The sequence below is a fragment of the Ralstonia nicotianae genome, from assembly GCF_018243235.1.
Taxonomy (GTDB): Bacteria; Pseudomonadota; Gammaproteobacteria; order Burkholderiales; family Burkholderiaceae; genus Ralstonia; species Ralstonia nicotianae.
Map to the genome: position 1 here is coordinate 1311755 of NZ_CP046674.1, position 21891 is coordinate 1333645.

At 66.8% G+C, this 21891-nt stretch carries 21 protein-coding genes and 2 tRNA genes; 13 read left to right on the plus strand and 10 right to left on the minus strand.

Features of this window, described 5'->3' with window-relative positions; translation table 11 throughout:
- Nucleotides 1–9: 9 nt before the first annotated feature.
- Together GO999_RS06050 and GO999_RS06055 are read right to left on the minus strand one after the other, a co-directional pair.
- Complete coding sequence (locus tag GO999_RS06050) at nt 10–642, minus strand: DUF2968 domain-containing protein (RefSeq protein ID WP_089190728.1); 633 nt, start codon at nt 640–642, stop codon at nt 10–12.
- A 651-nt stretch (nt 643–1293) separates the two neighbouring features.
- Complete coding sequence (locus tag GO999_RS06055; protein WP_011002092.1) at nt 1294–1746, minus strand: PA2169 family four-helix-bundle protein; 453 nt, start codon at nt 1744–1746, stop codon at nt 1294–1296.
- A 295-nt stretch (nt 1747–2041) separates the two neighbouring features.
- Between GO999_RS06055 and GO999_RS06060 the strand changes: the two genes are divergently transcribed.
- Nucleotides 2042–3058, plus strand: coding sequence for a ribonuclease Z (locus GO999_RS06060; protein WP_016722864.1), 1017 nt, complete (start codon nt 2042–2044; stop codon nt 3056–3058).
- A gap of 323 nt (nt 3059–3381) precedes the next feature.
- Here GO999_RS06060 and GO999_RS06065 read toward each other — a convergent pair.
- The 6 genes from GO999_RS06065 to GO999_RS06090 all read right to left on the minus strand — a co-directional run bounded on the left by GO999_RS06065 (nt 3382) and on the right by GO999_RS06090 (nt 8307).
- Nucleotides 3382–3471 (minus strand) — tRNA-Ser (locus tag GO999_RS06065).
- A gap of 87 nt (nt 3472–3558) precedes the next feature.
- Nucleotides 3559–4833, minus strand: coding sequence for a radical SAM family heme chaperone HemW (hemW, locus tag GO999_RS06070; RefSeq protein ID WP_089190729.1), 1275 nt, complete (start codon nt 4831–4833; stop codon nt 3559–3561).
- A 6-nt stretch (nt 4834–4839) separates the two neighbouring features.
- Nucleotides 4840–5445 carry an RdgB/HAM1 family non-canonical purine NTP pyrophosphatase gene (rdgB, locus tag GO999_RS06075; protein WP_211906660.1) on the minus strand — a complete coding sequence of 202 codons (606 nt, stop codon included), beginning with the start codon at nt 5443–5445 and terminating at the stop codon, nt 4840–4842.
- Nucleotides 5446–5456: 11 nt separating this feature from the next.
- A complete protein-coding gene (gene rph, locus GO999_RS06080) occupies nt 5457–6173 on the minus strand; it encodes a ribonuclease PH (RefSeq protein WP_016722867.1) in 717 nt (238 codons plus the stop codon).
- A gap of 94 nt (nt 6174–6267) precedes the next feature.
- Entirely contained in the window at nt 6268–7182 is a 915-nt protein-coding gene (locus GO999_RS06085; RefSeq protein WP_089190730.1) for a PP2C family protein-serine/threonine phosphatase, read from the minus strand.
- 96 nt (nt 7183–7278) lie between these two features.
- Complete coding sequence (locus GO999_RS06090; protein WP_016722868.1) at nt 7279–8307, minus strand: serine/threonine protein kinase; 1029 nt, start codon at nt 8305–8307, stop codon at nt 7279–7281.
- A gap of 144 nt (nt 8308–8451) precedes the next feature.
- Here GO999_RS06090 and GO999_RS06095 point away from each other — a divergent pair, with 144 nt between their 5' ends.
- The 4 genes from GO999_RS06095 to GO999_RS06110 all read left to right on the plus strand — a co-directional run bounded on the left by GO999_RS06095 (nt 8452) and on the right by GO999_RS06110 (nt 13082).
- Entirely contained in the window at nt 8452–9387 is a 936-nt protein-coding gene (locus tag GO999_RS06095; protein WP_011002085.1) for a YicC/YloC family endoribonuclease, read from the plus strand.
- A gap of 24 nt (nt 9388–9411) precedes the next feature.
- Nucleotides 9412–10077, plus strand: a complete 666-nt coding sequence (gmk, locus tag GO999_RS06100) for a guanylate kinase (RefSeq protein WP_011002084.1) — start codon at nt 9412–9414, stop codon at nt 10075–10077.
- 130 nt (nt 10078–10207) lie between these two features.
- Nucleotides 10208–10411, plus strand: a complete 204-nt coding sequence (gene rpoZ, locus GO999_RS06105; RefSeq protein ID WP_003262123.1) for a DNA-directed RNA polymerase subunit omega — start codon at nt 10208–10210, stop codon at nt 10409–10411.
- A 238-nt stretch (nt 10412–10649) separates the two neighbouring features.
- Entirely contained in the window at nt 10650–13082 is a 2433-nt protein-coding gene (locus GO999_RS06110; RefSeq protein ID WP_016722870.1) for a RelA/SpoT family protein, read from the plus strand.
- Between the two features lie 179 nt (nt 13083–13261).
- Here the strand turns inward: GO999_RS06110 and GO999_RS06115 are convergent.
- Nucleotides 13262–13338 (minus strand) — tRNA-Arg (locus GO999_RS06115).
- Between the two features lie 122 nt (nt 13339–13460).
- Between GO999_RS06115 and greB the strand changes: the two genes are divergently transcribed.
- The 3 genes from greB to GO999_RS06130 all read left to right on the plus strand — a co-directional run bounded on the left by greB (nt 13461) and on the right by GO999_RS06130 (nt 15129).
- A complete protein-coding gene (gene greB, locus GO999_RS06120; RefSeq protein ID WP_011002082.1) occupies nt 13461–14024 on the plus strand; it encodes a transcription elongation factor GreB in 564 nt (187 codons plus the stop codon).
- A 295-nt stretch (nt 14025–14319) separates the two neighbouring features.
- Nucleotides 14320–14721 (plus strand): YXWGXW repeat-containing protein, encoded by a 402-nt coding sequence (locus GO999_RS06125; RefSeq protein WP_011002081.1) that lies wholly within the window; start codon nt 14320–14322, stop codon nt 14719–14721.
- Between the two features lie 102 nt (nt 14722–14823).
- On the plus strand, nt 14824–15129 hold the full coding sequence (locus tag GO999_RS06130) for a hypothetical protein (protein ID WP_011002080.1): 306 nt from the start codon (nt 14824–14826) through the stop codon (nt 15127–15129).
- Between the two features lie 17 nt (nt 15130–15146).
- On the opposite strand, the gene GO999_RS06135 is transcribed toward GO999_RS06130, so the two are convergent.
- Nucleotides 15147–16178 (minus strand): extracellular catalytic domain type 1 short-chain-length polyhydroxyalkanoate depolymerase, encoded by a 1032-nt coding sequence (locus GO999_RS06135; protein WP_058907633.1) that lies wholly within the window; start codon nt 16176–16178, stop codon nt 15147–15149.
- A gap of 291 nt (nt 16179–16469) precedes the next feature.
- Between GO999_RS06135 and lysM the strand changes: the two genes are divergently transcribed.
- The 5 genes from lysM to GO999_RS06160 all read left to right on the plus strand — a co-directional run bounded on the left by lysM (nt 16470) and on the right by GO999_RS06160 (nt 21863).
- Nucleotides 16470–16952: a peptidoglycan-binding protein LysM gene (gene lysM, locus GO999_RS06140; protein WP_011002078.1), complete on the plus strand. Its 483-nt coding sequence runs from the start codon at nt 16470–16472 to the stop codon at nt 16950–16952.
- A gap of 453 nt (nt 16953–17405) precedes the next feature.
- A complete protein-coding gene (locus GO999_RS06145) occupies nt 17406–18182 on the plus strand; it encodes an L-iditol 2-dehydrogenase (RefSeq protein WP_021155724.1) in 777 nt (258 codons plus the stop codon).
- Nucleotides 18183–18186: 4 nt separating this feature from the next.
- A complete protein-coding gene (locus tag GO999_RS06150; protein ID WP_019718539.1) occupies nt 18187–19143 on the plus strand; it encodes a sugar kinase in 957 nt (318 codons plus the stop codon).
- Nucleotides 19131–20486, plus strand: a complete 1356-nt coding sequence (locus GO999_RS06155; protein WP_211906661.1) for a D-tagatose-bisphosphate aldolase, class II, non-catalytic subunit — start codon at nt 19131–19133, stop codon at nt 20484–20486. The genes GO999_RS06150 and GO999_RS06155 overlap by 13 nt, the downstream gene beginning before the upstream one ends.
- A gap of 51 nt (nt 20487–20537) precedes the next feature.
- Nucleotides 20538–21863 (plus strand): ABC transporter substrate-binding protein, encoded by a 1326-nt coding sequence (locus tag GO999_RS06160; RefSeq protein ID WP_011002074.1) that lies wholly within the window; start codon nt 20538–20540, stop codon nt 21861–21863.
- Nucleotides 21864–21891: the final 28 nt, after the last annotated feature.

Here is a 21891-nt window from a genome sequence, read left to right on the forward strand (position 1 = left end):
GCCCGCGACTCAGGGCGCGGGCGACCAGTGCGGATCGTTCAACTGCTTTTCCAGCAGGCGGATCTGCTGCTGCAGCGAGTCGATCTGTGCCTTGTAGGCGTGGCGCTCGGCATCCAGCGCCTGGGTCTGCCGCCGCGCGGCCTGCTGTTCTTCCAGCATCTGCTGGCGCTGGGCCTGCATGGCGCGCACTTCCTGGCTCAGCGCCGCCGCACGCTGCTCGGCCGCCTGCGCCTCGCGCTCCAGCTGGGCCTTCTGGCCGGCGGCGACGGCATGGCGCACATCGTCCTCGGCCCATGCACGGGTTTGCCGGGCCAGCATGTCATACGCGGCTTCGGCCGGCGCGGCCGCCCCGAACTTGTACACCCGCCACAGTTCCCTGCGATACGACAGCGCGACATAGGCCGTGGTGTCTTCGTTGACCAGCAGCAGGCTCGTGCCGTAATCGCCGTTGTAGGTCGTGCGCAGCTCGGTCAGGCGCTTCTGCGCCAGCAGCTGCCGCAATTCCGCCACCGATCCGGTCGATGCGGCCGGGGCGCTCGCCTGCGTCTGCGGCGCCGTGGCCTGCGCGCGGACCAGCCCGCTGCCGACGGCGGTCGCGGCGATAACGCATGCGAGAACGGTGTGACGGAAGTCAGGTGTCATGGCAGAGGTCGGGAATCGGAGTCGGCGCGACTATAGCAGTTAGCAGTTTCGTGCGCGGATTCCGTGGACGCGGGGCAGGTCACCTGCCTGATCTAGCCGGTCGAGCGCTCGGCGAGTAGCAACAATCTGTCCGAGGAGAAATAAAAGTGTCTTGGGTTGATTGCTATTCAAGTAGGCATCCTGAATTGATCAACGGTTGCAGGTCTGCGCGGACACCGATCCGCGATATCAGCACAATGGGAAATCGGTCAGTACGAGGCGTGACGAAACGGCAGTGATCGCGCTTCGCGTAGCGGTAGCGGTGCGTGAGGCCCAATCCCCAGGGGCCGATCGATGATTGCAGACGCGCCGGAGGAACAGCGATTTGCGATGCATCGGACCCGATTCAAGTCGGGTTCACTTTGATGAGGCCGCACCCATGCCTACAGCCGTGATGCTGGGACGATTGGGTTGCCTGGCGACGCGCTCGCGCCGCTATGAAGACGCCAAAGCCGCTGTCGGTTCCGGTGCGCGAAGGGGCGCTAATGGGCGATCACCGGCGCCCGAATCTTACGGGGCGTATGGTGCCCGGCCTGCCCATATGAGGGCAGGCGGCCCGGCATCGATGTGATGCGAGAGATGGCGGCGCAGCGCTCACGCCACCGGGCGTCGTCAATGAATCTGCATCCCGCGCATGGCGTGGATACGTTCGCGATGCAGTTGGATGCCCTCGTATTGTCGCTGTACGACCGCGCGAATCTCCGCCGGCAGGTCTTGCTGCAGGGTCGTTTGATATTCGTGCCTGGCGATGTCCTCTTCGCGCTCGCACATTTCCAGCACGACATCGTCATCGTTCGGCGTGATCAGGTGCCGGATCTCCATCCAGCCCCGATGCAGGGTGCCATTCATGCTGCCGCGGTCACGCGGCTGGCCGCCGAGCGACCTGACGAGCTGCTGCAACTCCTGAACCGATGCACGGCAGGACTGTGCCGCGTCTGTCAGGATGTCACGCAGTTGAGGGTCGTGTACCTCGCGGGCACCTGAACTGCAGCTCAACTCGTCATTCTTGCCGACCTCGATCAGGCGATTCAGGGCGAGGACGATACCGTCTTGAGTATTGGTCATGGGCGTCTCCTAGCAGAATGCAGGCAACGTGTGGATTCAAGAGAACATCCGCAATTGCCAGCCCGGGAGAGGCTGGCGTGGATCCAGGAGCGCTGTCTCCGGTTGATCTCACGCATTCATTATGGTGCGCTTGACGCTCGCCCGGTAGGTGATGGTGCCCAGGCAGCGGCAGGGGCCGGATGTACCGGTTGGGCCGCTTGGCGGCCTGTCATCGATGCGTCGCCGGGACCCTATGCGCATGTCGCCATGGCTACACTGACGCTGATGGTGCCCAAACCGCGCACTGAGGATAGCCATGCACGGCCTGTTCGACGCCCGGCTTGTCAACGATGCCTTCGGGGATCCGGGCCTCTATCTGGATTTCCATGACGAGCGGCGCGCCTTGCTGTTTGATCTCGGCGATCTCTCCAGGCTTCTGCCCGGCCAGCTGTTGCGCTTGTCCCATGTTTTCGTTACCCATACGCACATGGATCATTTCGCCGGTTTCGATCGGTTGCTGCGCGTGTCGCTCGGGCGCAAGGACCGTATCGTGGTGCTTGGTGGGCCGGGCTTCATCGCGCAAGTGGGGCACAAGCTGAGCGCCTACACCTGGAACATGGTGGAGCGCTACACGGAGGCATTGGTGATCGAGGCACGCGAGATCGGACTGGACGGCTGGCAGCGGCGCGTGCTTTTCTCGAGCCGTCGCCACTTCGCGCCCGAAGCCGGCGCGCGTCTCGAGCGCACGGATGACGTGCTGCACGACGAAATGACGTTTCGTGTGCGGGGCCGCTTTGTCGATCACGACATGCCTTGCCTCGCTTTCCTGATCGAGGAGAAGGCGCGCATCGGCGTGAACAAGGATGGGCTCATGGCGCTGGGGATGACCGCCGGCGCCTGGCTGCGCGAGTTAAAGCATGCTGTACTCAGCGGCGCCGCCGCCGACACGCCGCTGCTGGTGCAATGGCGCGACCGGCATGGCGATCACGCCAGCACTCGGCTGGTCGGGGAGTTGTGTCAGCTGGTGCTTGATGTCGTGCCGGGCCAGCGCATTGGCTATGTCACCGACCTGCGCTACACCGAACAAAACGTGCAGACCCTTGTGCAGCTCATGCGTGGCGTCGATCAGTTGTATATCGAGAGCGTGTTCCTCGACGAAGACAAGGCGCATGGCCTGCGCAAGAACCACTTGACTGCCCGTCAGGCGGGGTTGATCGCACGGGCGCTCGGGGCTGGGGCTGTCGTGCCGTTCCATTTCTCGCCCCGCTACCAGGGGCACGGCTCCGCGCTGACGGCTGAGGTGCGTGCGGCCTGGGCTGGCTTGGCCGGCTGAGTTGCGGCAGGGCGAATTTCGTTCAAGGTTCGCGGACAAACAAAAAGAGCTCCGGTTGCTCGGAGCCCTTTTTCAATCTGGCGGGGCGAGAGTGACTCGAACACCCGACCTATGGACCAAGGGTCGCGCAGCCCGGCACCGTCTGCTTTTCCATCCCCCGCAGGCGGCGGAACTGTGGCCTAGGAGTCGTTCCCAATGCTGTTCGATCCTGTGCCGCGACCGCCATGCTATCTCGGCCGGCCGAACAGTCCAATCGCTTCTGATCCCTGCCAAACGTGAATGGCATGCTTGATGGCATACCGTTGGGGGTTTTCTGATTTCAATGGCGGAAGCGGTGAGATTCGAACTCACGGATGGGTTACCCCATCGGCAGTTTTCAAGACTGCTGCCTTAAACCACTCGGCCACGCTTCCGGAGACGGCATGCGCGCACATGGCGCGCGAGGCCGCCATTGTAACGGCTGCCGGCGCGGCAGCACAGTCCGCCGGCCGACGGGATTGTCAGTTTTCGTCGTCGGCGAGGAACAGCGCCTGCAGATCGTTGAGAAAGCGCTGGCCCAGTTCGGTCGGCCGGATCGTTACGTGGTCGTGCACGAGCAGGCCGCGCCGCTCGGCGGCATCGAGTTCGCGCTCGATGCCGCGCAGCGGCAGGCCGGTGCGCTCCTGGAACAGCGTGACGGGGAAGCCGTCGGTCAGCCGCAGCGCGTTGAGCATGAACTCGAACGGCAGGTCGGCCGCGTCGACTTCGCGCTGCTCCTGCACCACCGTCGCGCCGCCGGCCGTTTCCGCCTGGCGCAGGTAGGTCTCGGGGTGCTTGTGGCGCATGTCCCGGATCACCCGGTGCGGAAAGCTCAGCTTGCCGTGCGCGCCCGGCCCGATGCCGAGGTAATCGCCGAACTGCCAGTAGTTCAGGTTGTGCTTGCAGCGCTTGCCCGGCCTGGCGTAGGCCGACACCTCGTAGTGCTCGTAGCCGGCCGCGGCCAGCCGTGCGTGGATCCAGTCCTGCATGGCGAACGCGGTGTCGTCGTCCGGCAGCGCGGGCGGGTGCTTGGCGAAGTAGGTGTTGGGCTCCAGCGTCAGGTGGTACAGCGAGACGTGGCTGGTGCCGAACGACAGCGCGGCTTCCACATCGGCCTCGCATTCGGCCAGGGTCTGGCCGGGCAGGGCGAACATCAGGTCGAGGTTGATGTTGTCGAAGTGCGCGCGGGCGATGTCGATGGCCGCCCGTGCCTCGGCGGCGCTGTGGATGCGGCCCAGCGCCTGCAGGTGCGTGTCGTTGAAGCTCTGGATGCCGATCGACAGCCGGTTCACGCCGCTGGCCCGATAGCTGCGGAAGCGCTCGGCCTCGAAGGTGCCGGGATTGGCCTCCATGGTGATCTCGGCATCCGCATCGACCGGCAGCAGCATGCGGATGTCCGACAGCAGCGTATCCAGCCCCCGCGCCGACAGCAGGCTCGGCGTACCGCCGCCGATGAAGATCGTATGCACGCGTCGGCCCCACACCATCGGCAGCGCGGCCTCCAGGTCCTGCCGGATGGCCGCGAGGAAGCGGTCTTCCGGGATGCCCGCCTCCGGCTCCGCATGCGAGTTGAAATCGCAATAGGGGCATTTGCGCACGCACCACGGCACATGCACATAGAGCGACAGCGGCGGCGAGGCCGGCAGGCTGATCCTGCCCGGCTGCAGGAAGACCGACGTGACGGTATCGCCGGTCCCGGCTGCGGCGGTGGAAGAAGCGGGCGTCTGGCTCCCGCCTACGGGGTGGATCGGAATCATGAAGCGTCAGGCGTTCTCGAACAGGCGCAGCCGCTCGACCAGCTGCGCCAGCGCTTGCGCGCGGTGGCTGACGGCATTCTTCTCGGCCTTGGACAGCTCGGCGGCCGTCTTGCCGAGCGCGGGCAGCAGGAAGTGCGGGTCGTAGCCGAAGCCGCCGTCGCCGCGCGGCGCGTCGACCACTTCGCCGAACCAGCTGCCTTCGGCGATGATCGGCTGCGGATCGTCCGCGTGGCGCACGTAGACCAGCACGCAGACATAGTGTGCGCCGCGATCGGCGTGTCCGGCCAGTTCGCGCACCAGGCGCGCGTTGTTGGCGGCGTCGGACTTCGGCCCGCCGGCCAGTTGCGCATAGCGGGCCGAATACACGCCCGGCGCGCCGCCCAGTGCGTGCGCGCAGATGCCGGAGTCGTCCGCCAGCGCGGGCAGGCCGGCCAGGCGGCTGGCGTGCCGCGCCTTGGCCAGGGCGTTTTCGACGAAGGTCGCGTGCGGCTCTTCCGCCTCGGGAATGCCCAGCTCGCCCTGCGGCGCGACATCCAGGCCGAGCGGGGCCAGCAGCGCATTGAACTCCGCCAGCTTGCCGGGGTTGTTGGAGGCCAGGACGATCCTGCGCACGTCCGCCCCGCTCACAGGCCAAGCGCCTGCTTCTGCAGGCCGATCAGCGTGCGGATGCCGTGGTCGGCCAGGCCCAGCAGCGCGTCCATCTCGGTGCGCGTGAACGGCGTTCCTTCGGCCGTCCCCTGGACTTCCACGAAGCCGCCGGCGCCGGTCATCACGACGTTCATGTCGGTGTCGCAGGACGCGTCTTCGGGGTAGTCGAGATCGAGCACCGGCACGCCATCGACCACGCCCACCGACACGGCGGCAACGAAGTCGCGGATCGGCTCGCCGGTCAGCTGGCCCTTCTTGCGCATCACCGAGATCGCGTCATGGGCCGCCACGAAGGCGCCGGTGATGCTGGCCGTGCGCGTGCCGCCGTCGGCCTGCAGCACGTCGCAGTCCAGGTGGATGGTGTGCTCGCCCAGCGCGGACAGATCGAACACCGAGCGCATCGCCCGGCCGATCAGCCGCTGGATTTCCTGTGTGCGGCCGCTCTGCTTGCCGCGCGCCGCTTCGCGGTCGGAGCGGGTGTGCGTCGAGCGCGGCAGCATGCCGTATTCGGCCGTCACCCAGCCTTCGCCGCTGCCTTTCTTGTGGGGCGGCACCTTGGGCAGCACGCTGGCCGTGCACAGCACGTGCGTGTCGCCGAAGCACACCAGCACCGAGCCTTCGGCGTGGCGCGTGTAATGGCGGGTGAGGGTGACGGGACGGAGTTGGTCGGGCTGGCGGCCGCTGGGTCGCATGTGGGTGTCTCGCAAGAAAACGGATAACCCGACATGATACCGGCCCGCGCTGCGTTCGGCAGGGCGGGCCGGCGGGAAGGGGGCGGGCGGACGCTCAGCGCGTCAGATTGGTGGTCTTGTCGATGGCGGCGCGGATCTCGGCGATGGAGCGCTCGATCTCCTCTTCCGACATCAGCCCCGACTCGCTCTTTGGCGCGTCCAGGATGGAGGTGGTGAAGGCGTTCAGCGGCAGGGTGTCGGTCTGCACCGAATCCTGCGTGGTCGTCGTCGCGTCCAGCTCCCACATCATGGCGATGGCGGTGGTGTTGTCGGCGGTGTCGCCGGCATTGCGCAGCGCGCGGGCGATCAGCTCCGGGATCGCCTGCGTGACCGAGAAGCTGGTGCAGGTGTCGACCAACTCGTCTTCCGCCACGCTGCCCCACAGACCGTCGGAGCACAGCAGGGCGACGTCGCCCGGCTCCAGGCTGGTCGGGCCGCCGATGTCGATCAGCGGCAGGTTGGGCGAGCCCAGGCAGTTGTAGATCTTGTTGCGCTCGGGGTGGTTCGCGACCTGCATCGGCAGCACCCGTTCCTGCTGCAGCAGGTTCTCGATCTTGGAGTGATCGCGCGTGCGCGTCACCAGCTCGCCCTTGCGCATCAGGTACATGCGCGAATCGCCGGCATGCGCCCAGTGCAGCGAGCCGCGCTGGGCCAGCACACAGACGATGGTGGTGCGCGGCGCATCCGGCAGGCCGTTGGTTTCGGCGTAGCGGTGAATCTCCCGGTGCGCGAGCATGATGCTCTCGTGCAGGAAGTCGTTCGGATTGCGGATCATCGGGCGCGCGTGGCGCTGGAACTGGCGCGCCATGGTCTGCAGCGCCTGCTGGGCCGCCACTTCGCCCAGGGAGTGTCCGCCCAGACCGTCGCACAGCACCATCATCATGGCATCGCGCGTGAAGCAGTACCCCATGCGGTCCTGGTTGACGCGGCGCGAGCCTTTCTTGCTTTCTTGATAAACCGAGAATCGCATTGCGGCTTCAGAGAATTCGGTAAAGGGAAGCAACGCGGCCGGCTGGGACTCCGCCGATGCCGCATCGTTTGAAAATCATACTCCGAGGGCCGGGCCTCAGTTGTCCCGGCGGCGCAAGAGGCGGCTCATGAAACGTGTCGTCAACGCCTCTTTGGCTTCGGGCGCGACCGGGCCACCCTGGGTGACCGCCGTAAGCGCCTGCATCTCGGTCAGCGCGTTGCTCTCTTCGCGCAGCACCTTCTGCAGGCGGAAGACGCTCTGCGGCCGCTCTTCCGGCTTCATCTTCAGGCACCAGGCCACCAGGTCGATCAGGCTGCCGGTATAGACGGTGCGCAGCCGCTCCAGGTTTTCCCCGAGCTTGTCTTCCTTCTCGCGCTGCGTGGCTTCCTGCGGCGGTGCGCCGGCCATGCAGGCATAGATGGTCGCGCCGATGCTGTAGATGTCGGTCCACGGGCCCAGCTCGTTGTGCTTGCGATACAGCTCCGGCGCGGCGAAGCCCGGCGTGTACATCGGCTGGAAGCGCGACGCTTCCGCCGTGAGCGTCTGCCGCGCGGCACCGAAGTCGAGCAGGATCGGCGAGCTGTCCTCGCGCAGATAGATGTTGCCCGGCTTGATGTCGAGGTGCAGCAGCTTGTGGATGTGGACCTCGCGCAGCCCGCTCATCAGGTCATGGAAGACCTGCCGGATGAAGCGTTCGCGCAGCACCTTCAGCTTGCCCTGCTGGCGCGCGCCGAGAACATGCTCCTGCAGCGTTTTGCCTTGCTCGTACGTCATCACCATGTACACCGTGCCGTTTTCCCGGAAGAAATTGAGCACGCGCACGATGGACGGATGGGAAATCTTGGCGAGCGACCGGCCTTCCTCGAAGAAGTACTTGAGCCCGAGGCGGAATGCGCTTGCGCTTTCCTCGGGCACGACCGGGATCAACTCGCCGGGCGAGCGCCGGGCGAGCGAAGACGGCAGGTATTCCTTGACGGCTACCGGCGTCCCATGTTCATCGGTAGCGAGATAGACGAAGCTGAACCCCCCGCTGGCCAACTTCTTTACAATGCGATAATTGGACAGCAACGTGCCGACCGGTAGCGGCGCACTGCGTGGCTGTCCTGAGCCTTTTGACTCTGTCATGGGTTTGTGTGGCGAAATAGCAGTCGGATTCTCCCCGACGAGTCCACACGTTGTAAAGCGACAAAAGGTGGGGGATCCCCTGCCAATTCCCCGGCTCGCCCGGCCCGCCCGAACCATCGATACGCATAAGAAGACCACGATCTCATGATCCACAGCATGACCGGCTATGGCGTCGCCACGCGCCAGGCAGCCTTTACCGACCATAGCGGCGCCCCGTGCGACAACGTCGCCACCGTGTCGGTCGAATTCCGTACCGTCAACTCCCGCTTTCTGGATCTGCTGTTCCGTGCCCCGGAAGAGTGCCGCGCCTTCGAGCCGGCCCTGCGCGAGATGCTGATGAGCGCACTGTCGCGCGGCAAGCTGGAATGCCGGATCAACCTGCAGCGCCAGGAGGCCGCCGGCGATGTCGCGGCGCTCAATGTCGGCGTCCTGCAACAGTTGGCGACGCTGGAGCAGGAGGTCGCGCGCCACCTGCCGGCCGCGGGCTCGTTGCGCATGGGCGAGGTCCTGCGCTGGCCGGGCGTGCTGGCCGAGCCCGAGCTGACGCAGGACGCGCTGCGCGAGGCGGTCACGGCCGCCGCGAAAGAGGCGTTGCAGCAACTTCTGGAATCCCGCCGCCGCGAAGGCGAGGCGCTCAAGGCCATGTTGCTGGAGCGCGTCGATGCCATGCTGTCGATCGTCGAAGACCTGGTGCCGATGGTGCCGAACCTGATCCAGCAGCACCAGGACAAGCTGACCGAGCGCCTGCGCGAGGCCTTCGGTCTGGCCGCGCCCGACGGCACCCCGGCGCTCACGCGCGACGAGCTCACCGAGCGCATCCGCCAGGAAGCCACCGTCTACGGCATCCGCATCGACATCGCCGAGGAGCTCTCCCGGCTGCAGGCGCACCTGCGCGAGACGCGCCACATCCTGGAGAAGGGCGGCCAGATCGGCAAGCGGCTCGACTTCATGATGCAGGAGCTCAACCGCGAGGCGAACACGCTCGGCTCCAAGGCCGCCGCCAAAGAGCTGGCCGATGCCTCGATGGAGCTCAAGCTCCTGATCGAGCAGATGCGCGAGCAGGTCCAGAATCTCGAATAACCACGCACCACGCAGAACAACAACATGCCTTCTTCCCAAGCGCACTCGGCGGTCGATACGCCCATCGAGAACCATTTTCCCGGCAGCCTGTTCATGGTGGTGGCGCCGTCCGGCGCGGGCAAGTCGACGCTGGTGAACGCGCTGCTGGCGCAGGACCCGTCGATCCGCCTGTCCGTCTCCGCCACCACGCGCAAGCCGCGGCCGGGCGAGCAGCATGGCCGCGAATACAATTTCATGACGGTCGACGAGTTCAAGGCCTGCCGCGATCGCGGCGAGTTCCTCGAATGGGCCGAAGTGCACGGCAACTACTACGCGACCTCGCGCGTGTGGATCGAAGAGCAGATGCGCGCCGGCACCGACGTGCTGCTGGAGATCGACTGGCAGGGCGCGCAGCAGGTGCATCGCCGCTTCGCCAACGCGGTCGAGATCTTCATCCTGCCGCCGTCGCTGACCGCGCTCGAAGACCGCCTCAAGAAGCGCGGCCAGGACGAGCCCAACGTGATCGTGCGCCGGCTGCTCGCCGCGGGCAGCGAAATGGCGCACGCGCCCGAAGCCGACTACGTGATCATCAACGAGGTCTTCGAGGCCGCGCTGGCCGAGCTGCGCACCGTGGTGCAGGCCGCGCGGCTGCGCTACATGGCGCAGAAGGCGCGGCACGCCGAGCTCTTCGTCGAGCTGGGCATTCACTGAGCGTCGCCGCGCGTTTTCCGGCGCGCAAGCGAAAGTGTGGTAGGCCCCGCGCCGACGAGGCGTCCGGGGCAGGCGCCGCGCTGCTGCTAAAATACCGGCATCAACACGATTTGCCACAGGTGGAGTTTTCATGGCGCGTATTACCGTCGAAGATTGCTTGAAACAGATTCCGAATCGCTTCGAACTGGCGCTGGCCGCAACGTACCGCGCGCGTCAGTTGGTGCAGGGCCACACCCCCAAGGTCGATGCCAAGGACAAGCCGACCGTGACCGCGCTGCGCGAGATCGCCGCCGGCCAGGTCGGGATCGAAATGCTCAAGAAGGTCCCTTCCTGAGCTGACTGCATTGCCTGGCGTGGTACGCTGCCCCGGTCGCTGATCGTCGACGCGATCTTTCATGGACGTGAAAGCCGCGATTCAACGAGACCCCGGCATGCCTACCTCGCCGCCCGCTTCTTCACCCGGCTCCAAGCGCGCTTCCGCGCACCAGGACGCCATCCCGCCGGGTCAGCCCACCGGCGCGGCAGCGCCCGCGGCGTCCTTGCCCGGGGCTGCCTCCGCTTCATTCGCTTCCATGCCGACCTCCGCTTCCGGTTCCGCGTCGCCCCGCACGGGCGCGCCGAACCTGCCCGACCCGCATGGCGCGGACCTGGTGGGCGAACGGGCAGCGCTTCCGCCGCGATCGCCCAAAGCGGTGCCGCAGGGCGCGGATGCATCCGCGCCGGCTGCCGCCAGGGCCGAGCCGCCCGCGGGTGAGACCCTCTTTATCGACGCGGTGCTCGAGCAGACGTACCGACATTTGTTCGGGCCGACCTCGCAGCCGGCCGCGCCGCCGCGCCAGCAGGTGGTCTCCATCGCGGGGCTGACGGAGAAGCTGTCGTACCTGAAGCCGGCCGACATCAAGCTGGTGAAGGAAGCCTTCCACTTCTCCGACGAGGCGCACCTCGGCCAGTACCGCCAGAGCGGCGAGCCGTACATCACGCACCCGGTGGCGGTGGCGGAAATCTGCGCGGGCTGGAAGCTGGACGTGCAATCGATCATGGCCGCGCTGCTGCACGACGTGATCGAGGACCAGGGCGTCACCAAGAGCGAACTGGCCGAGAAGTTCGGCCCCAAGGTCGCGGAGCTGGTCGACGGCCTCACCAAGCTGGACAAGCTCGAATTCCAGAGCCGCGAGCAGGCGCAGGCGGAGAGCTTCCGCAAGATGCTGCTGGCGATGGCGCGCGACGTGCGCGTGATCCTGGTCAAGCTGGCCGACCGCACGCACAACATGCGCACGCTCGACCACGTGCCGCCCGAAAAGCGCCGCCGCATCGCCGGCGAGACGATGGAGATCTACGCGCCGATCGCGCACCGGCTCGGGCTCAACACCACGTACCGCGAACTGCAGGAGTTGAGCTTTCGCATCGGCTCGCCGTTCCGGTATGCCACGCTGGAGAAGGCCGTCAAGGCCGCGCGCGGCAACCGGCGCGAGGTGGTCAGCCGCATCCTGGAGGCCGCGCAGCGCGCCCTGGGCGACGCGGGCGTTTCGGCCGAGCTGACCGGCCGCGAGAAGACGCTCTACAGCATCTACCGCAAGATGCACGACAAGCAGCTGTCGTTCTCGCAGGTGCTGGATGTGTACGGCTTCCGCGTGGTGGTCGAGACGCAGATGCACTGCTACATGGCGGTGGGCGCGCTGCACGGTCTGTACAAGCCGATGCCCGGCAAGTTCAAGGACTACATCGCCATCCCCAAGATCAACGGCTACCAGTCCGTGCACACCACGCTGGTGGGGCCGTTCGGCACGCCGGTCGAATTCCAGATCCGCACGCGCGAGATGAACCAGATCGCCGAGGCCGGGGTGGCGGCGCACTGGATGTACAAGCAGCACCACGACGAGCCGGATCGCGCGCAGCAGCAGGCGCACCAGTGGCTGCAGTCGCTGCTCGATATCCAGAGCCAGAGCGGCGATTCGCAGGAGTTCCTGGAGCACGTCAAGATCGACCTGTTCCCGGATGCCGTCTACGTGTTCACGCCCAAGGGCGAGATCCGCGCGCTGCCGCGCGGCGCCACGGCGTTGGACTTCGCCTATGCCGTGCACAGCGACCTGGGCAACCAGTGCGTGGCGGTCAAGATCAACAATGCGCTGCTGCCGCTGCGTACCGAGCTCAAGAACGGCGATATCGTCGAGGTGGTGACGGCGCCGTACTCCAAGCCGAACCCGGCGTGGCTCACGTTCGTGCGTACCGGCAAGGCGCGCGCGGCGATCCGCCATTTCCTGAAGACCGCCAAGCTGGACGAAGCCATTCAGCTGGGCGAGCGGCTGCTGGAGCAGGCGCTGCGCCAGCTGGGCATCGACATGAAAGCCGTGCCCGCGCAGGTGTGGGAGCGGATCGTGCAGTGGACCGGCAACAAGGCGCGCGAAGACATCTTCGCCGACCTGGCGCTGGGCCGGCGCGTGGCCGCCGTGGTGGCGCGGCGCATCGAGATCGGGTTGCAGGAGGGCGGGCACGAGGGCGATGAAGCGCTGATCGCCGCCGTCCACGCCTTCGCCGGCGAAGAGGCGCCCGCCGTGACGGTCAGCGGCGACGAAGGCATGGCCATGGTGTTCTCGCCGTGCTGCCGGCCGATTCCCGGCGACCCGATCGTCGGCTACATCGGCAAGGGCGAAGGGCTGCAGATCCACGTGGAAGAATGTCGCGTGGCCAAGCGCCTGCACGGCAAGGATCCGGAGCACTGGATCGACGTCATGTGGGCGGAGCACACCACGCGCGCCTTCGATGTGTCGATCAAGGTGCTGGTGCGCAATACCAAGGGCATTCTCGCGCGGGTGGCCGCGGACCTGACCTCGGCCGATGCCAACGTCGCGCATGTGTCGATGGAGCAGGAGGGTGGTGGCCAGGAAGCCACGTACATGACCTTCCTGATCCAGGTGCATGACCGCGTGCACCTGGCCGACGTGATGCGTGCGCTGCGACGCAACCCCGATGTGATCCGCATCGCGCGGGACCGGGGTGGAGAGTAGCGCGGAGGCATTGCCGCCGACGGAGATGAGGAAAGGCGAAGCTGCGGCTTCGCCTTTTTTGTTGGTGCGCGGTGCGCGGTGCGCATGGCGCCGGCTTGCGGTGCGGGCCGGGTGGCGTGCGGTGGACGCGGCCAAAGAAAAAGGGCTTCCATTTCTGGAAGCCCTTTCTCACATTGGGTTGGCGCGGCTGGCAGGATTCGAACCCACGACCCCTTGGTTCGTAGCCAAGTACTCTATCCAACTGAGCTACAGCCGCAACCGAGAAATGAAATTATACAGAGATTTCCGATCTTGTGAACCCCCTTCTGCACTTTTTTTTCCGGGAGGCCAACTTTCTATAATTGAAGGCCAGAACCACCGTCCACCATTGCTTCCATCATGAACAAGGCTTTCGTCCGGGAAGACGCCGGCGATGAAGAAGACGATCTGCCCGAAGGCGCCGCGCCGCTGCCTGCGGGCTCGAAGAACTACATCACGCCGGCCGGCTATGCGCGCTTGCGCACCGAGCTGATGCACCTGATCGACGTCGAGCGGCCCGAGGTGGTCGGCATCGTGTCGTGGGCGGCCTCGAACGGCGACCGCTCCGAGAACGGCGACTACCTCTACGGCAAGAAGCGCCTGCGCGAGATCGATCGCCGCATCCGCTTCCTCACGCGCCGCATCGAGCGCGCCGAGGTGGTCGATGCCAGCCTGCAGGGCGACAACGACCAGATCTTCTTTGGCGCCACCGTCACCTATGCCAACCAGGACGGCGACGAGACCACCATCACCATCGTCGGCATGGACGAGGTGGATCTGGACAAGGGCCAGGTCAGCTGGATCTCGCCGATCGCGCGGGCCCTGATCAAGGCGCGCGAGGGCGATACGGTCGCCTTGCGCACGCCGACGGGTGTCGAGCCGATCGATATCCTGGCGGTCACTTATCCGCCGCGCGCCGCATAAGCTATGCCGGCCCCCGGGCGGATGCACGAAGTCGCGCAGGCCGAAGGCGATTGGCGTGGCCGATGGCCTGGGGGCGGGGCGGCTCGTCGCGCCGGCATCGCCCCCGCGCGTAATCTCGGCGACGCAGCGGTGCGGGCGTTCCGTGCACCGCTGACAGCGGCACGGATCTTGCGCGCCGCGAATGTGAGCGGACTGGCGCCGGTCCGTAACGGAGGTAACGCCGCGTAACACCCGAGGGCCCTGCCGCATCGGCGATGCTAGGATCGAATCAAACAAGTTGTCGATGGAGGATCGCATGAAGAAGAATGTATGGATGTTCGCGGCATGTCTGCTGACGGCCGGCGCAGCCTGGGTGGCCGTACCCGCGCAGGCCCAGGTGTCGATCGGTGTTCAGATCGGGCCGACCATGCCGCCGCCGCCGCCCCAGTACGAGGCCGTTCCCGTGATGCCGCCGGGCTATGTGTGGGCGCCGGGCTATTGGCAATGGCAGGAAGGCCGCTACATGTGGCGACCGGGCTATCGAGTCCATGAGCGCCAGGGCTACGCCTACCGCGCGCCGCGCTGGGAGCAGGGGCCGAACGGCTGGATGATGCGTGAGGGTGGCTGGGACCGCCGCGACTGGGATCGCCGCGGCGACGACGATGGTCGCGGCCGCTGGCATTGCCCGCCGGGCCACGCCAAGAAGGGTGAATGCTGATCAGGTGATCACGGGCCGGCCATGTGCCGGCCTTTGTTTTGCGTGCCTGCGCGCCGCAGCGTGCCGGCGCGATCGTGCACCGACCTCGATCCGGGAGGCGACATGACGGTGGAAGCCAATTGGCGTACCGAACTCTACAAGGATTTCGACGTCTACGTGCTGGCGATTCCGCGCGCGGCGCGCGCCCCGGGCAAGGCTGCGAAGCCCGCCGCGCAATGGGATTTCGTGGTCCGCGTGTGCGAGTCCGGCGCGGATCCGACGGCCGTCGAGACACTGGTGGCCCATTCGCATGACGAGCGTCCGCTGCCGACGCGGGAAGCTGCCGAGGATGCGGGTTTTTCGCGCGGCTACGGTCTGGTCGATGTGCTGCTCAGCCGTGGCGGCGGGCAGTCGTCCTTCGATCTGTAGCGCGCGCTTCGCCGCGCTCAGGTGGCGGGTGCGGTGGTGCGCGCGTGCTGTCGCGCGAATTGCCACCACAGCCAGGTCGCATCGGGGCCTGCCGCGTGGAAGGCGTAGCGCGGATCGCCGCCGCTCCATGCGTGCCCGGTGCTGGTGAACTGGCAGGTGGCCAGCAGGCACGCGTCGTCGCGCAGATCGCTGCGCAGGACGTAGCCGTCGCCGCGCGTGGTTTCGCGCCGCACGTCGGCGGCGTCGCACAGATGGTTGAGGGCGCGGAACTGGGTTGCCAGCTGGGCCTGGTTGACAGGACTGACGGCCTCGTCGCGCAGACCGTGCAGCAGCAGCGTCGGGATACCGGGATAGGTGCCGGTGTCGACCATCGTGGCCAGGGCTTCGACGGGGTCGATGCGCGCGCCCCGCCGCATGAGGTTCAGCGCCGAGGCGGCCGTGCGGGCGACGCCGAGCACTGGTCCGGAGTGCAGGGCCAGGGCGGCGAACAGGTGAGGGTGCCGCAGCGCCATCAGCCCGGCCAGCCCGGCACCCGCGGACAGCCCCGCGAGATAGACGCGCGAGGGGTCGGCGCCGGTCTCGGTCAGGGTTTGCGCCACGAGCCGGGCAAGGTCATCCGCTTCGTGCGCACCGGCGTGTTCGGGGTCATACCAGTGCCAGCAGCACTGCGGATGCGCGCGGCGCGGCTGCTCGGGGTACAGCACGATGAAGCCTTCGCGGTCGGCCAGCGCGTTCATGCGCGTACCGTGGGCAAGCGCCTCGGCCGACTGCTTGCAGCCATGCAGCATCACCATCAGCGCGGGTGGCGTGCTGCCGCGCGAGGGCGGCGTGTACAGCCAGTACTCGGGCCGACGGGCCACCACGGCGGGAGATTCCGGCTCGTAGATGAAGCGTTCGCGCACGAAGGTGCCGGCGGTCGGGGTCGGTGTGACGGCCGGGCGGGGGCGCCGGGTGGCGGGCCTGGCCGGCTTGACCGGTTTCGGCGGCCAGGCCGGGCGGCCCAGGCTGGTCGGGGTCAACGCATTGACCAGCCGGGAGACGGACTTCATCCACGTTCGGTGCATGGCGGCGGCGTGTAGCTGGGCGGGACGCGCAGGGGCGCACGCCCGTTCGGGGCGGTCGCGAAAGTCGATTGCGAACCATTGTGCCAGCCTTCGGCGGAGCCGGCCGCGCCGTCAGGCAATCGCAACGGTCCGCGTCGGACTGGGGATCACAAAGTTTGCAATTGATGGCGATGTGTCATGGAGACGTGCGGGTCGAGCGGCTACACTGCGGCGACGGGCGCGCCCCCGCTGTCTCGCGCCCGCCCTTTTTTTCCCCGTGTCTTTCAGGAGGTCCTCATGGGTTTTTTTGATTTCATCAAGGAAGCTGGCGAAAAACTGTTCCACGGCGGCGCAGCGGCACCAGCCGATGCCTCGGCGGATGCGGATGCGGCCGAGGCTGCGAATCGCGCCAAGGGCGAAGCCATCGAGCAATACATCGCTCAGCAGGGCCTGACTGCCACCGCATTGTCGGTGCAGGTGGACGGCGATCAGGCCAAGGTGTTCGGGGTGGCGGCCGACCAGGCGACGCGCGAGAAGATCATCCTGTGCTGCGGTAACGTGACGGGCATCCAGTCCGTCGACGACCAGATGTCGGTCAGCACGCAGGCGCCGGAGTCGCAGTGGCATACGGTGGCCTCGGGCGACACGCTGTCGGCCATCGCCAAGAAGTTCTATGACGATGCCAACAAGTACCCGGTGATTTTCGAGGCCAACAAGCCGATGCTGTCGGACCCGAACCGGATCTATCCGGGGCAGAAGCTGCGCATTCCGGCGGTATAAGCGAGCCGGATGTGGAAAGGACAAAAGCCAGGCGGACTGCCTGGCTTTTTTTGTGCTCCCGTGCCGGAGAGGGGCACGCCTTTGGCGCGGGTGGGAAGGCGGTCGTGATTGGAGCGGGACCGGCTGGACGGTAGCCGTACCCGAGCGCGGACATTGTCGATGCCCCAGCAGCCAAAGCGTCGGTGCCCTCCATCTGGCGCGCATTTGGCTGGGCAAGCCTGGCGGTGCAGCGACGGCCACACGTGCCGCTCCAAGCGCGGATCCGCCGCACATTTCGACCGCTCGCGTTGGCTCCGCGACGCTGCACCGCATCATCGAAACTGCTCGATTCCGCCTTGACATTGTTGGGTTCGCGTTCAATCATTCGTTCATCGATAGAGCAATTGTTCTTGTAAGGGGCATTCGCTCGCATCTCGATACTTCATAAAACAGACGTTGATTCGGAGACAGCCAGTGAGATTGCAGGACAAGGTCGCGATCCTGACAGGGGCAGCCAGCGGCATCGGCGAAGCGGTCGCGCAACGCTATCTGGAAGCAGGCGCACGCTGCGTGCTCGTCGATTTGAAACCCGCGGGCGGCACGCTCGCGCAACTCATCGAAACGCATCCCGACCGTGCGTTCGCGCTGTCCGCCGACGTCACGAAACGTGACGATATCGAGCGCATCGTCTCGGCTGCGGTCGAGCGTTTCGGCGGCATCGACATCCTGTTCAACAACGCGGCCGCGTTCGACATGCGTCCGTTGCTCGACGAAGCCTGGGAGGTGTTCGACCGGCTGTTCGCGGTCAACGTGAAGGGCATGTTCTTTCTGATGCAGGCGGTTGCACAGCGGATGGCGGCGCAGGGACGCGGCGGCAAGATCATCAACATGGCTTCGCAGGCCGGCCGGCGCGGCGAGGCGCTGGTGTCGCACTATTGCGCGACGAAGGCGGCGGTCATCAGCTATACGCAGTCGGCTGCACTGGCGCTCGCGCCGTACAAGATCAACGTGAACGGGATCGCGCCGGGCGTCGTCGACACGCCGATGTGGGAGCAGGTCGACGCGCTGTTCGCGCGCTATGAGAATCGCCCGCTCGGTGAGAAGAAGCGTCTGGTCGGTGAGGCGGTACCGCTCGGCCGGATGGGGGTGCCGGCTGACCTGACGGGCGCCGCGCTGTTTCTCGCGTCGACCGACGCTGATTACATCACCGCTCAGACGCTGAACGTCGACGGCGGCAACTGGATGAGCTGAGGCCATGGCCGCGATCGTCGTAGCGGGCGAGTTGCTCGCCGAATTCGTTGCCGCCGAGCGGGGGCAGATGCTCGCCGAGCCCGGTGCATTCATCGGACCGTTCCCGAGCGGCGCGCCCGCGATCTTCGCGGACCAGGCCGCGCGGCAGGGCGCGAGCGTCGCCTATGCGGGCTGCGTCGGTCATGACGTATTCGGTGACGCGATCATCGCGCGGCTCGAACGCGATGGCGTCGACACCGCGCAGATCCGTCGCATCGAGCGCCCGACCGGAACCGCGTTCGTTGCGTATCGCGACGATGGCTCGCGCAGCTTCGTGTACAACATCGCGCACAGCGCGTCCGGCTGCTTCGATGCGTCTGACGTCGATACGCGGCTGTTCGAGGGGTGCCGCTATTTTCACGTGATGGGGTCGTCGCTCTCGAGTGAGGGGGCGATCGCCGCGATCCGGCGCGGCCTGATGGAAGCGGCGCGCGTCGGCGCGAAGATCTCATTTGATCCGAACGTGCGTGCCGAGATGCTGGGCTTCCAGCCGATGCGCGCGGCGTTGAACGACATCCTTGCCGTGTGCCATCTGTTCCTGCCGAGCGAGGCGGATCTGCCGTTCTTCTGCGGCGCCCAGGCGCCGGAGCGCGCGATCGAGGCGTTGCTGGCGACATATCCGCTGTTCGAGCGCGTCGTGCTGAAGCGCGGCGCGGCGGGCAGCACGGCGTTCGACCGCGGCGGCAGCGTTGCCGTGCCGGCGTATCCGGTTGGCGAAGTCGATCCGACCGGTGCCGGCGACTGTTTCGGCGGCACGCTGATCGCGGCCCTGGTCGCGGGGCTGCCGATCGACGCGGCGCTGTGCCGGGCGAACGCGGCCGGCGCGCTCGCGGTCATGCAGCGCGGGCCGATGGAGGGCAACAGCCATGCGGCCGACATCGATCGTTTCCTGGCCGAGCGGGGTGTCGCATGCCCGGCCTGACGAACACGCTCGAACGCCCGCGTGCCTCGCACACCGAGGCGGTGCTGCGCGTGATCTTCGACGCGAATCGCGGGGACGCGCAGCGCGGCATCTATTCGGTCTGCAGTGCGCACACCTTCGTGCTCGAAGCGGCGTGTGAAGCGGCGCGCGCGGATGGTTCGCCGCTCCTGATCGAAGCCACCTGCAACCAGGTCAACCATCTCGGCGGCTATACCGGGATGACGCCGGCCGATTTTCGTCGCGACGTCGAGGCGATTGCCGAGCGTTGCGGGCTCGCTGCCTCGGCGCTCGTGCTCGGTGGCGACCATCTCGGCCCGAATCCATGGCGCGACCGTCCAGCAGCCGAGGCGATGCACGAGGCGCAGACCATGGTTGCGGCGTATGTCGAGGCCGGCTTCACGAAGATCCATCTCGATGCGAGCATGGCTTGCGCCGACGATGCCAGCCCGCTCGACGATCGCACGATCGCGGATCGCGCCGCGCGGCTGTGCCGTGTCGCCGAGGCGGCCGCCGCGCGCGTGGGCACGCGGCCGGTCTATGTCATCGGCACCGAGGTGCCGACACCGGGCGGCGAGACCGGCGGTGACGCGGACGGTGTCAGCGGGATCGCACGGATCGCGGTCACACAGGCGGACAGCATCGCGGCGACGCTTGCAGCCCACCGCGAGGCGTTCGATGCGCTCGGCCTGCAGGATGTGTGGACGCGCGTGATCGCGATCGTCGCCCAGCCGGGTGTCGATTTCGACGACCGCCACGTGCTCGACTACGACAGCGACAAGGCCGCGGCGCTCAGCGCGAGCATCCTGCGCACGCCGGGGCTCGTGTTTGAAGCGCACTCGACCGACTACCAGACCGACGCGGCGCTCACCGCGCTCGTGCGCGACCATTTCGCGATCCTGAAGGTCGGCCCGGCGCTGACGTTTGCGCTGCGCGAGGCGCTGTTCGCGCTCAGCTATATCGAGGACGCGCTGATCGACGATCCAGCGCGGCGTTCGCGGTTGCGCGAGGTCGTCGACGCGGCGATGTGCGCGCAGCCCGGCTACTGGGCACCGTACTATCGCGGCGACGCTGCCGCGCAGTCGCTTGCGCGGCGGTTCAGCTACAGCGACCGCATCCGCTATTACTGGCCGCAGCCGCGGGTCGCGGCCGCGGTCGAGCGGCTGCTGGCCAACCTCGATGCTCAGCGCGTGCCCGAGACGCTGGTCGCGCAGTGGCTGCCCGACGTGTACGCGGCGTCCCGGAAGGGCACGCTTGCGCCGGACCCGCGCGCGTGGGTCCGCCACCGGATTCGCGACGTGATTGCGCGGTATGCGCGCGCGTGTGGAATGCACCGGTCGGGCTGACCGGCTGCGCTTGGGCCGATGCCATATGAATAAAACCACAGGAGACAAACCATGCAACACAAGACGCTGACCGCCGCCGCGCGTTTCGCTGCCGGTGCGGCGATCGCCACCGCCGCGTGGGCCACGCAGGCGGCGACGCTGACGATTGCGACGCTGAACAATCCGGACATGCTCGAGCTGAAGAAGCTGTCCGCGACGTTCGAGAAGAACCATCCCGACATCAAGCTGAACTGGGTGATTCTCGAAGAGAACGTGCTGCGCCAGCGCGCGACCACCGACATCACGACCGGCAGCGGCCAGTTCGACGTCATGGCGATCGGCACCTACGAGACGCCGCTGTGGGGCAAGCGCGGCTGGCTCGCGCCGATGGCGAACCTGCCGGCCGACTACGATCTGGCCGACGTGATCAAGACCGCGCGCGACAGCCTGTCGTACGACGGCCAACTGTATGCGCTGCCGTTCTACGTCGAGAGCTCGATGACGTTCTACCGCAAGGATCTGTTCGCGGCGAAGGGCCTCACGATGCCGGATCAGCCGACCTACGATCAGATCGCGCAGTTCGCGGACAAGTTGACCGACAAAGACAAGGGGGTGTACGGCATCTGCCTGCGCGGCAAGGCGGGCTGGGGCGAGAACATGGCCTATGTGTCGACGGTCGTGAACACCTTCGGCGGCCGCTGGTTCGACGAGAAGTGGAACGCGCAGCTGACCTCGCCCGAATGGAAGAAGGCGATCGGCTTCTACGTGAACCTGCTGAAGAAGAACGGCCCGCCGGGCGCGAGTTCGAACGGCTTCAACGAGAACCTGACGCTGACGGCATCGGGCAAGTGCGCGATGTGGATCGATGCGACAGTCGCGGCCGGCATGCTCTATAACAAGCAGCAGTCGCAGGTCGCGGACAAGATCGGTTTTGCCGCCGCGCCGATCGCCGACACGCCAAAGGGTTCGCACTGGCTGTGGGCGTGGGCGCTTGCGATCCCGAAGACGTCGAAGCAGCAGGAGGCCGCGAAGACATTCGTCACGTGGGCGACATCGAAGCAGTACATCGAGATGGTCGGCAAGGATGAAGGCTGGGCCTCGGTGCCGCCGGGCACGCGCGCGTCGACGTATCAGCGCGCCGAGTACAAGGCTGCCGCGCCGTTCTCCGACTTCGTGCTGCGTGCGATCGAGACCGCCGATCCGACCGATCCGTCGGCCAAGAAGGTGCCGTACACGGGCGTCGCGTATGTCGGGATCCCGGAGTTCCAGTCGTTCGGCACGGTGGTCGGCCAGAGCATCGCGGGCGCGGTTGCCGGGCAGTTCTCGGTCGATCAGGCGCTTGCCGCAGGACAGGCGGCCGCCGATCGCTCGGTGCGGCAGGGCGGTTACCAGAAGTGAACGGTGACGCGCGCCGCGCTGGCAGGGG

What these genes read in the sequence shown, in the direction of transcription:
- lysM (WP_011002078.1), top strand. Translation starts at nt 16,470, where the DNA reads ATGGGTTTTTTTGATTTCATCAAGGAAGCTGGCGAAAAACTGTTCCAC.
- GO999_RS06110 (WP_016722870.1), top strand. Translation starts at nt 10,650, where the DNA reads ATGCCGACCTCCGCTTCCGGTTCCGCGTCGCCCCGCACGGGCGCGCCG.
- GO999_RS06060 (WP_016722864.1), top strand. Translation starts at nt 2,042, where the DNA reads ATGCACGGCCTGTTCGACGCCCGGCTTGTCAACGATGCCTTCGGGGAT.
- GO999_RS06095 (WP_011002085.1), top strand. Translation starts at nt 8,452, where the DNA reads ATGATCCACAGCATGACCGGCTATGGCGTCGCCACGCGCCAGGCAGCC.
- GO999_RS06055 (WP_011002092.1), bottom strand. Translation starts at nt 1,746, where the DNA reads ATGACCAATACTCAAGACGGTATCGTCCTCGCCCTGAATCGCCTGATC.
- GO999_RS06130 (WP_011002080.1), top strand. Translation starts at nt 14,824, where the DNA reads ATGACGGTGGAAGCCAATTGGCGTACCGAACTCTACAAGGATTTCGAC.
- gmk (WP_011002084.1), top strand. Translation starts at nt 9,412, where the DNA reads ATGCCTTCTTCCCAAGCGCACTCGGCGGTCGATACGCCCATCGAGAAC.
- rph (WP_016722867.1), bottom strand. Translation starts at nt 6,173, where the DNA reads ATGCGACCCAGCGGCCGCCAGCCCGACCAACTCCGTCCCGTCACCCTC.
- GO999_RS06085 (WP_089190730.1), bottom strand. Translation starts at nt 7,182, where the DNA reads ATGCGATTCTCGGTTTATCAAGAAAGCAAGAAAGGCTCGCGCCGCGTC.
- rpoZ (WP_003262123.1), top strand. Translation starts at nt 10,208, where the DNA reads ATGGCGCGTATTACCGTCGAAGATTGCTTGAAACAGATTCCGAATCGC.
- hemW (WP_089190729.1), bottom strand. Translation starts at nt 4,833, where the DNA reads ATGATTCCGATCCACCCCGTAGGCGGGAGCCAGACGCCCGCTTCTTCC.
- GO999_RS06150 (WP_019718539.1), top strand. Translation starts at nt 18,187, where the DNA reads ATGGCCGCGATCGTCGTAGCGGGCGAGTTGCTCGCCGAATTCGTTGCC.
- GO999_RS06050 (WP_089190728.1), bottom strand. Translation starts at nt 642, where the DNA reads ATGACACCTGACTTCCGTCACACCGTTCTCGCATGCGTTATCGCCGCG.
- GO999_RS06160 (WP_011002074.1), top strand. Translation starts at nt 20,538, where the DNA reads ATGCAACACAAGACGCTGACCGCCGCCGCGCGTTTCGCTGCCGGTGCG.
- GO999_RS06090 (WP_016722868.1), bottom strand. Translation starts at nt 8,307, where the DNA reads ATGACAGAGTCAAAAGGCTCAGGACAGCCACGCAGTGCGCCGCTACCG.
- GO999_RS06155 (WP_211906661.1), top strand. Translation starts at nt 19,131, where the DNA reads ATGCCCGGCCTGACGAACACGCTCGAACGCCCGCGTGCCTCGCACACC.
- GO999_RS06135 (WP_058907633.1), bottom strand. Translation starts at nt 16,178, where the DNA reads ATGAAGTCCGTCTCCCGGCTGGTCAATGCGTTGACCCCGACCAGCCTG.
- greB (WP_011002082.1), top strand. Translation starts at nt 13,461, where the DNA reads ATGAACAAGGCTTTCGTCCGGGAAGACGCCGGCGATGAAGAAGACGAT.
- GO999_RS06125 (WP_011002081.1), top strand. Translation starts at nt 14,320, where the DNA reads ATGAAGAAGAATGTATGGATGTTCGCGGCATGTCTGCTGACGGCCGGC.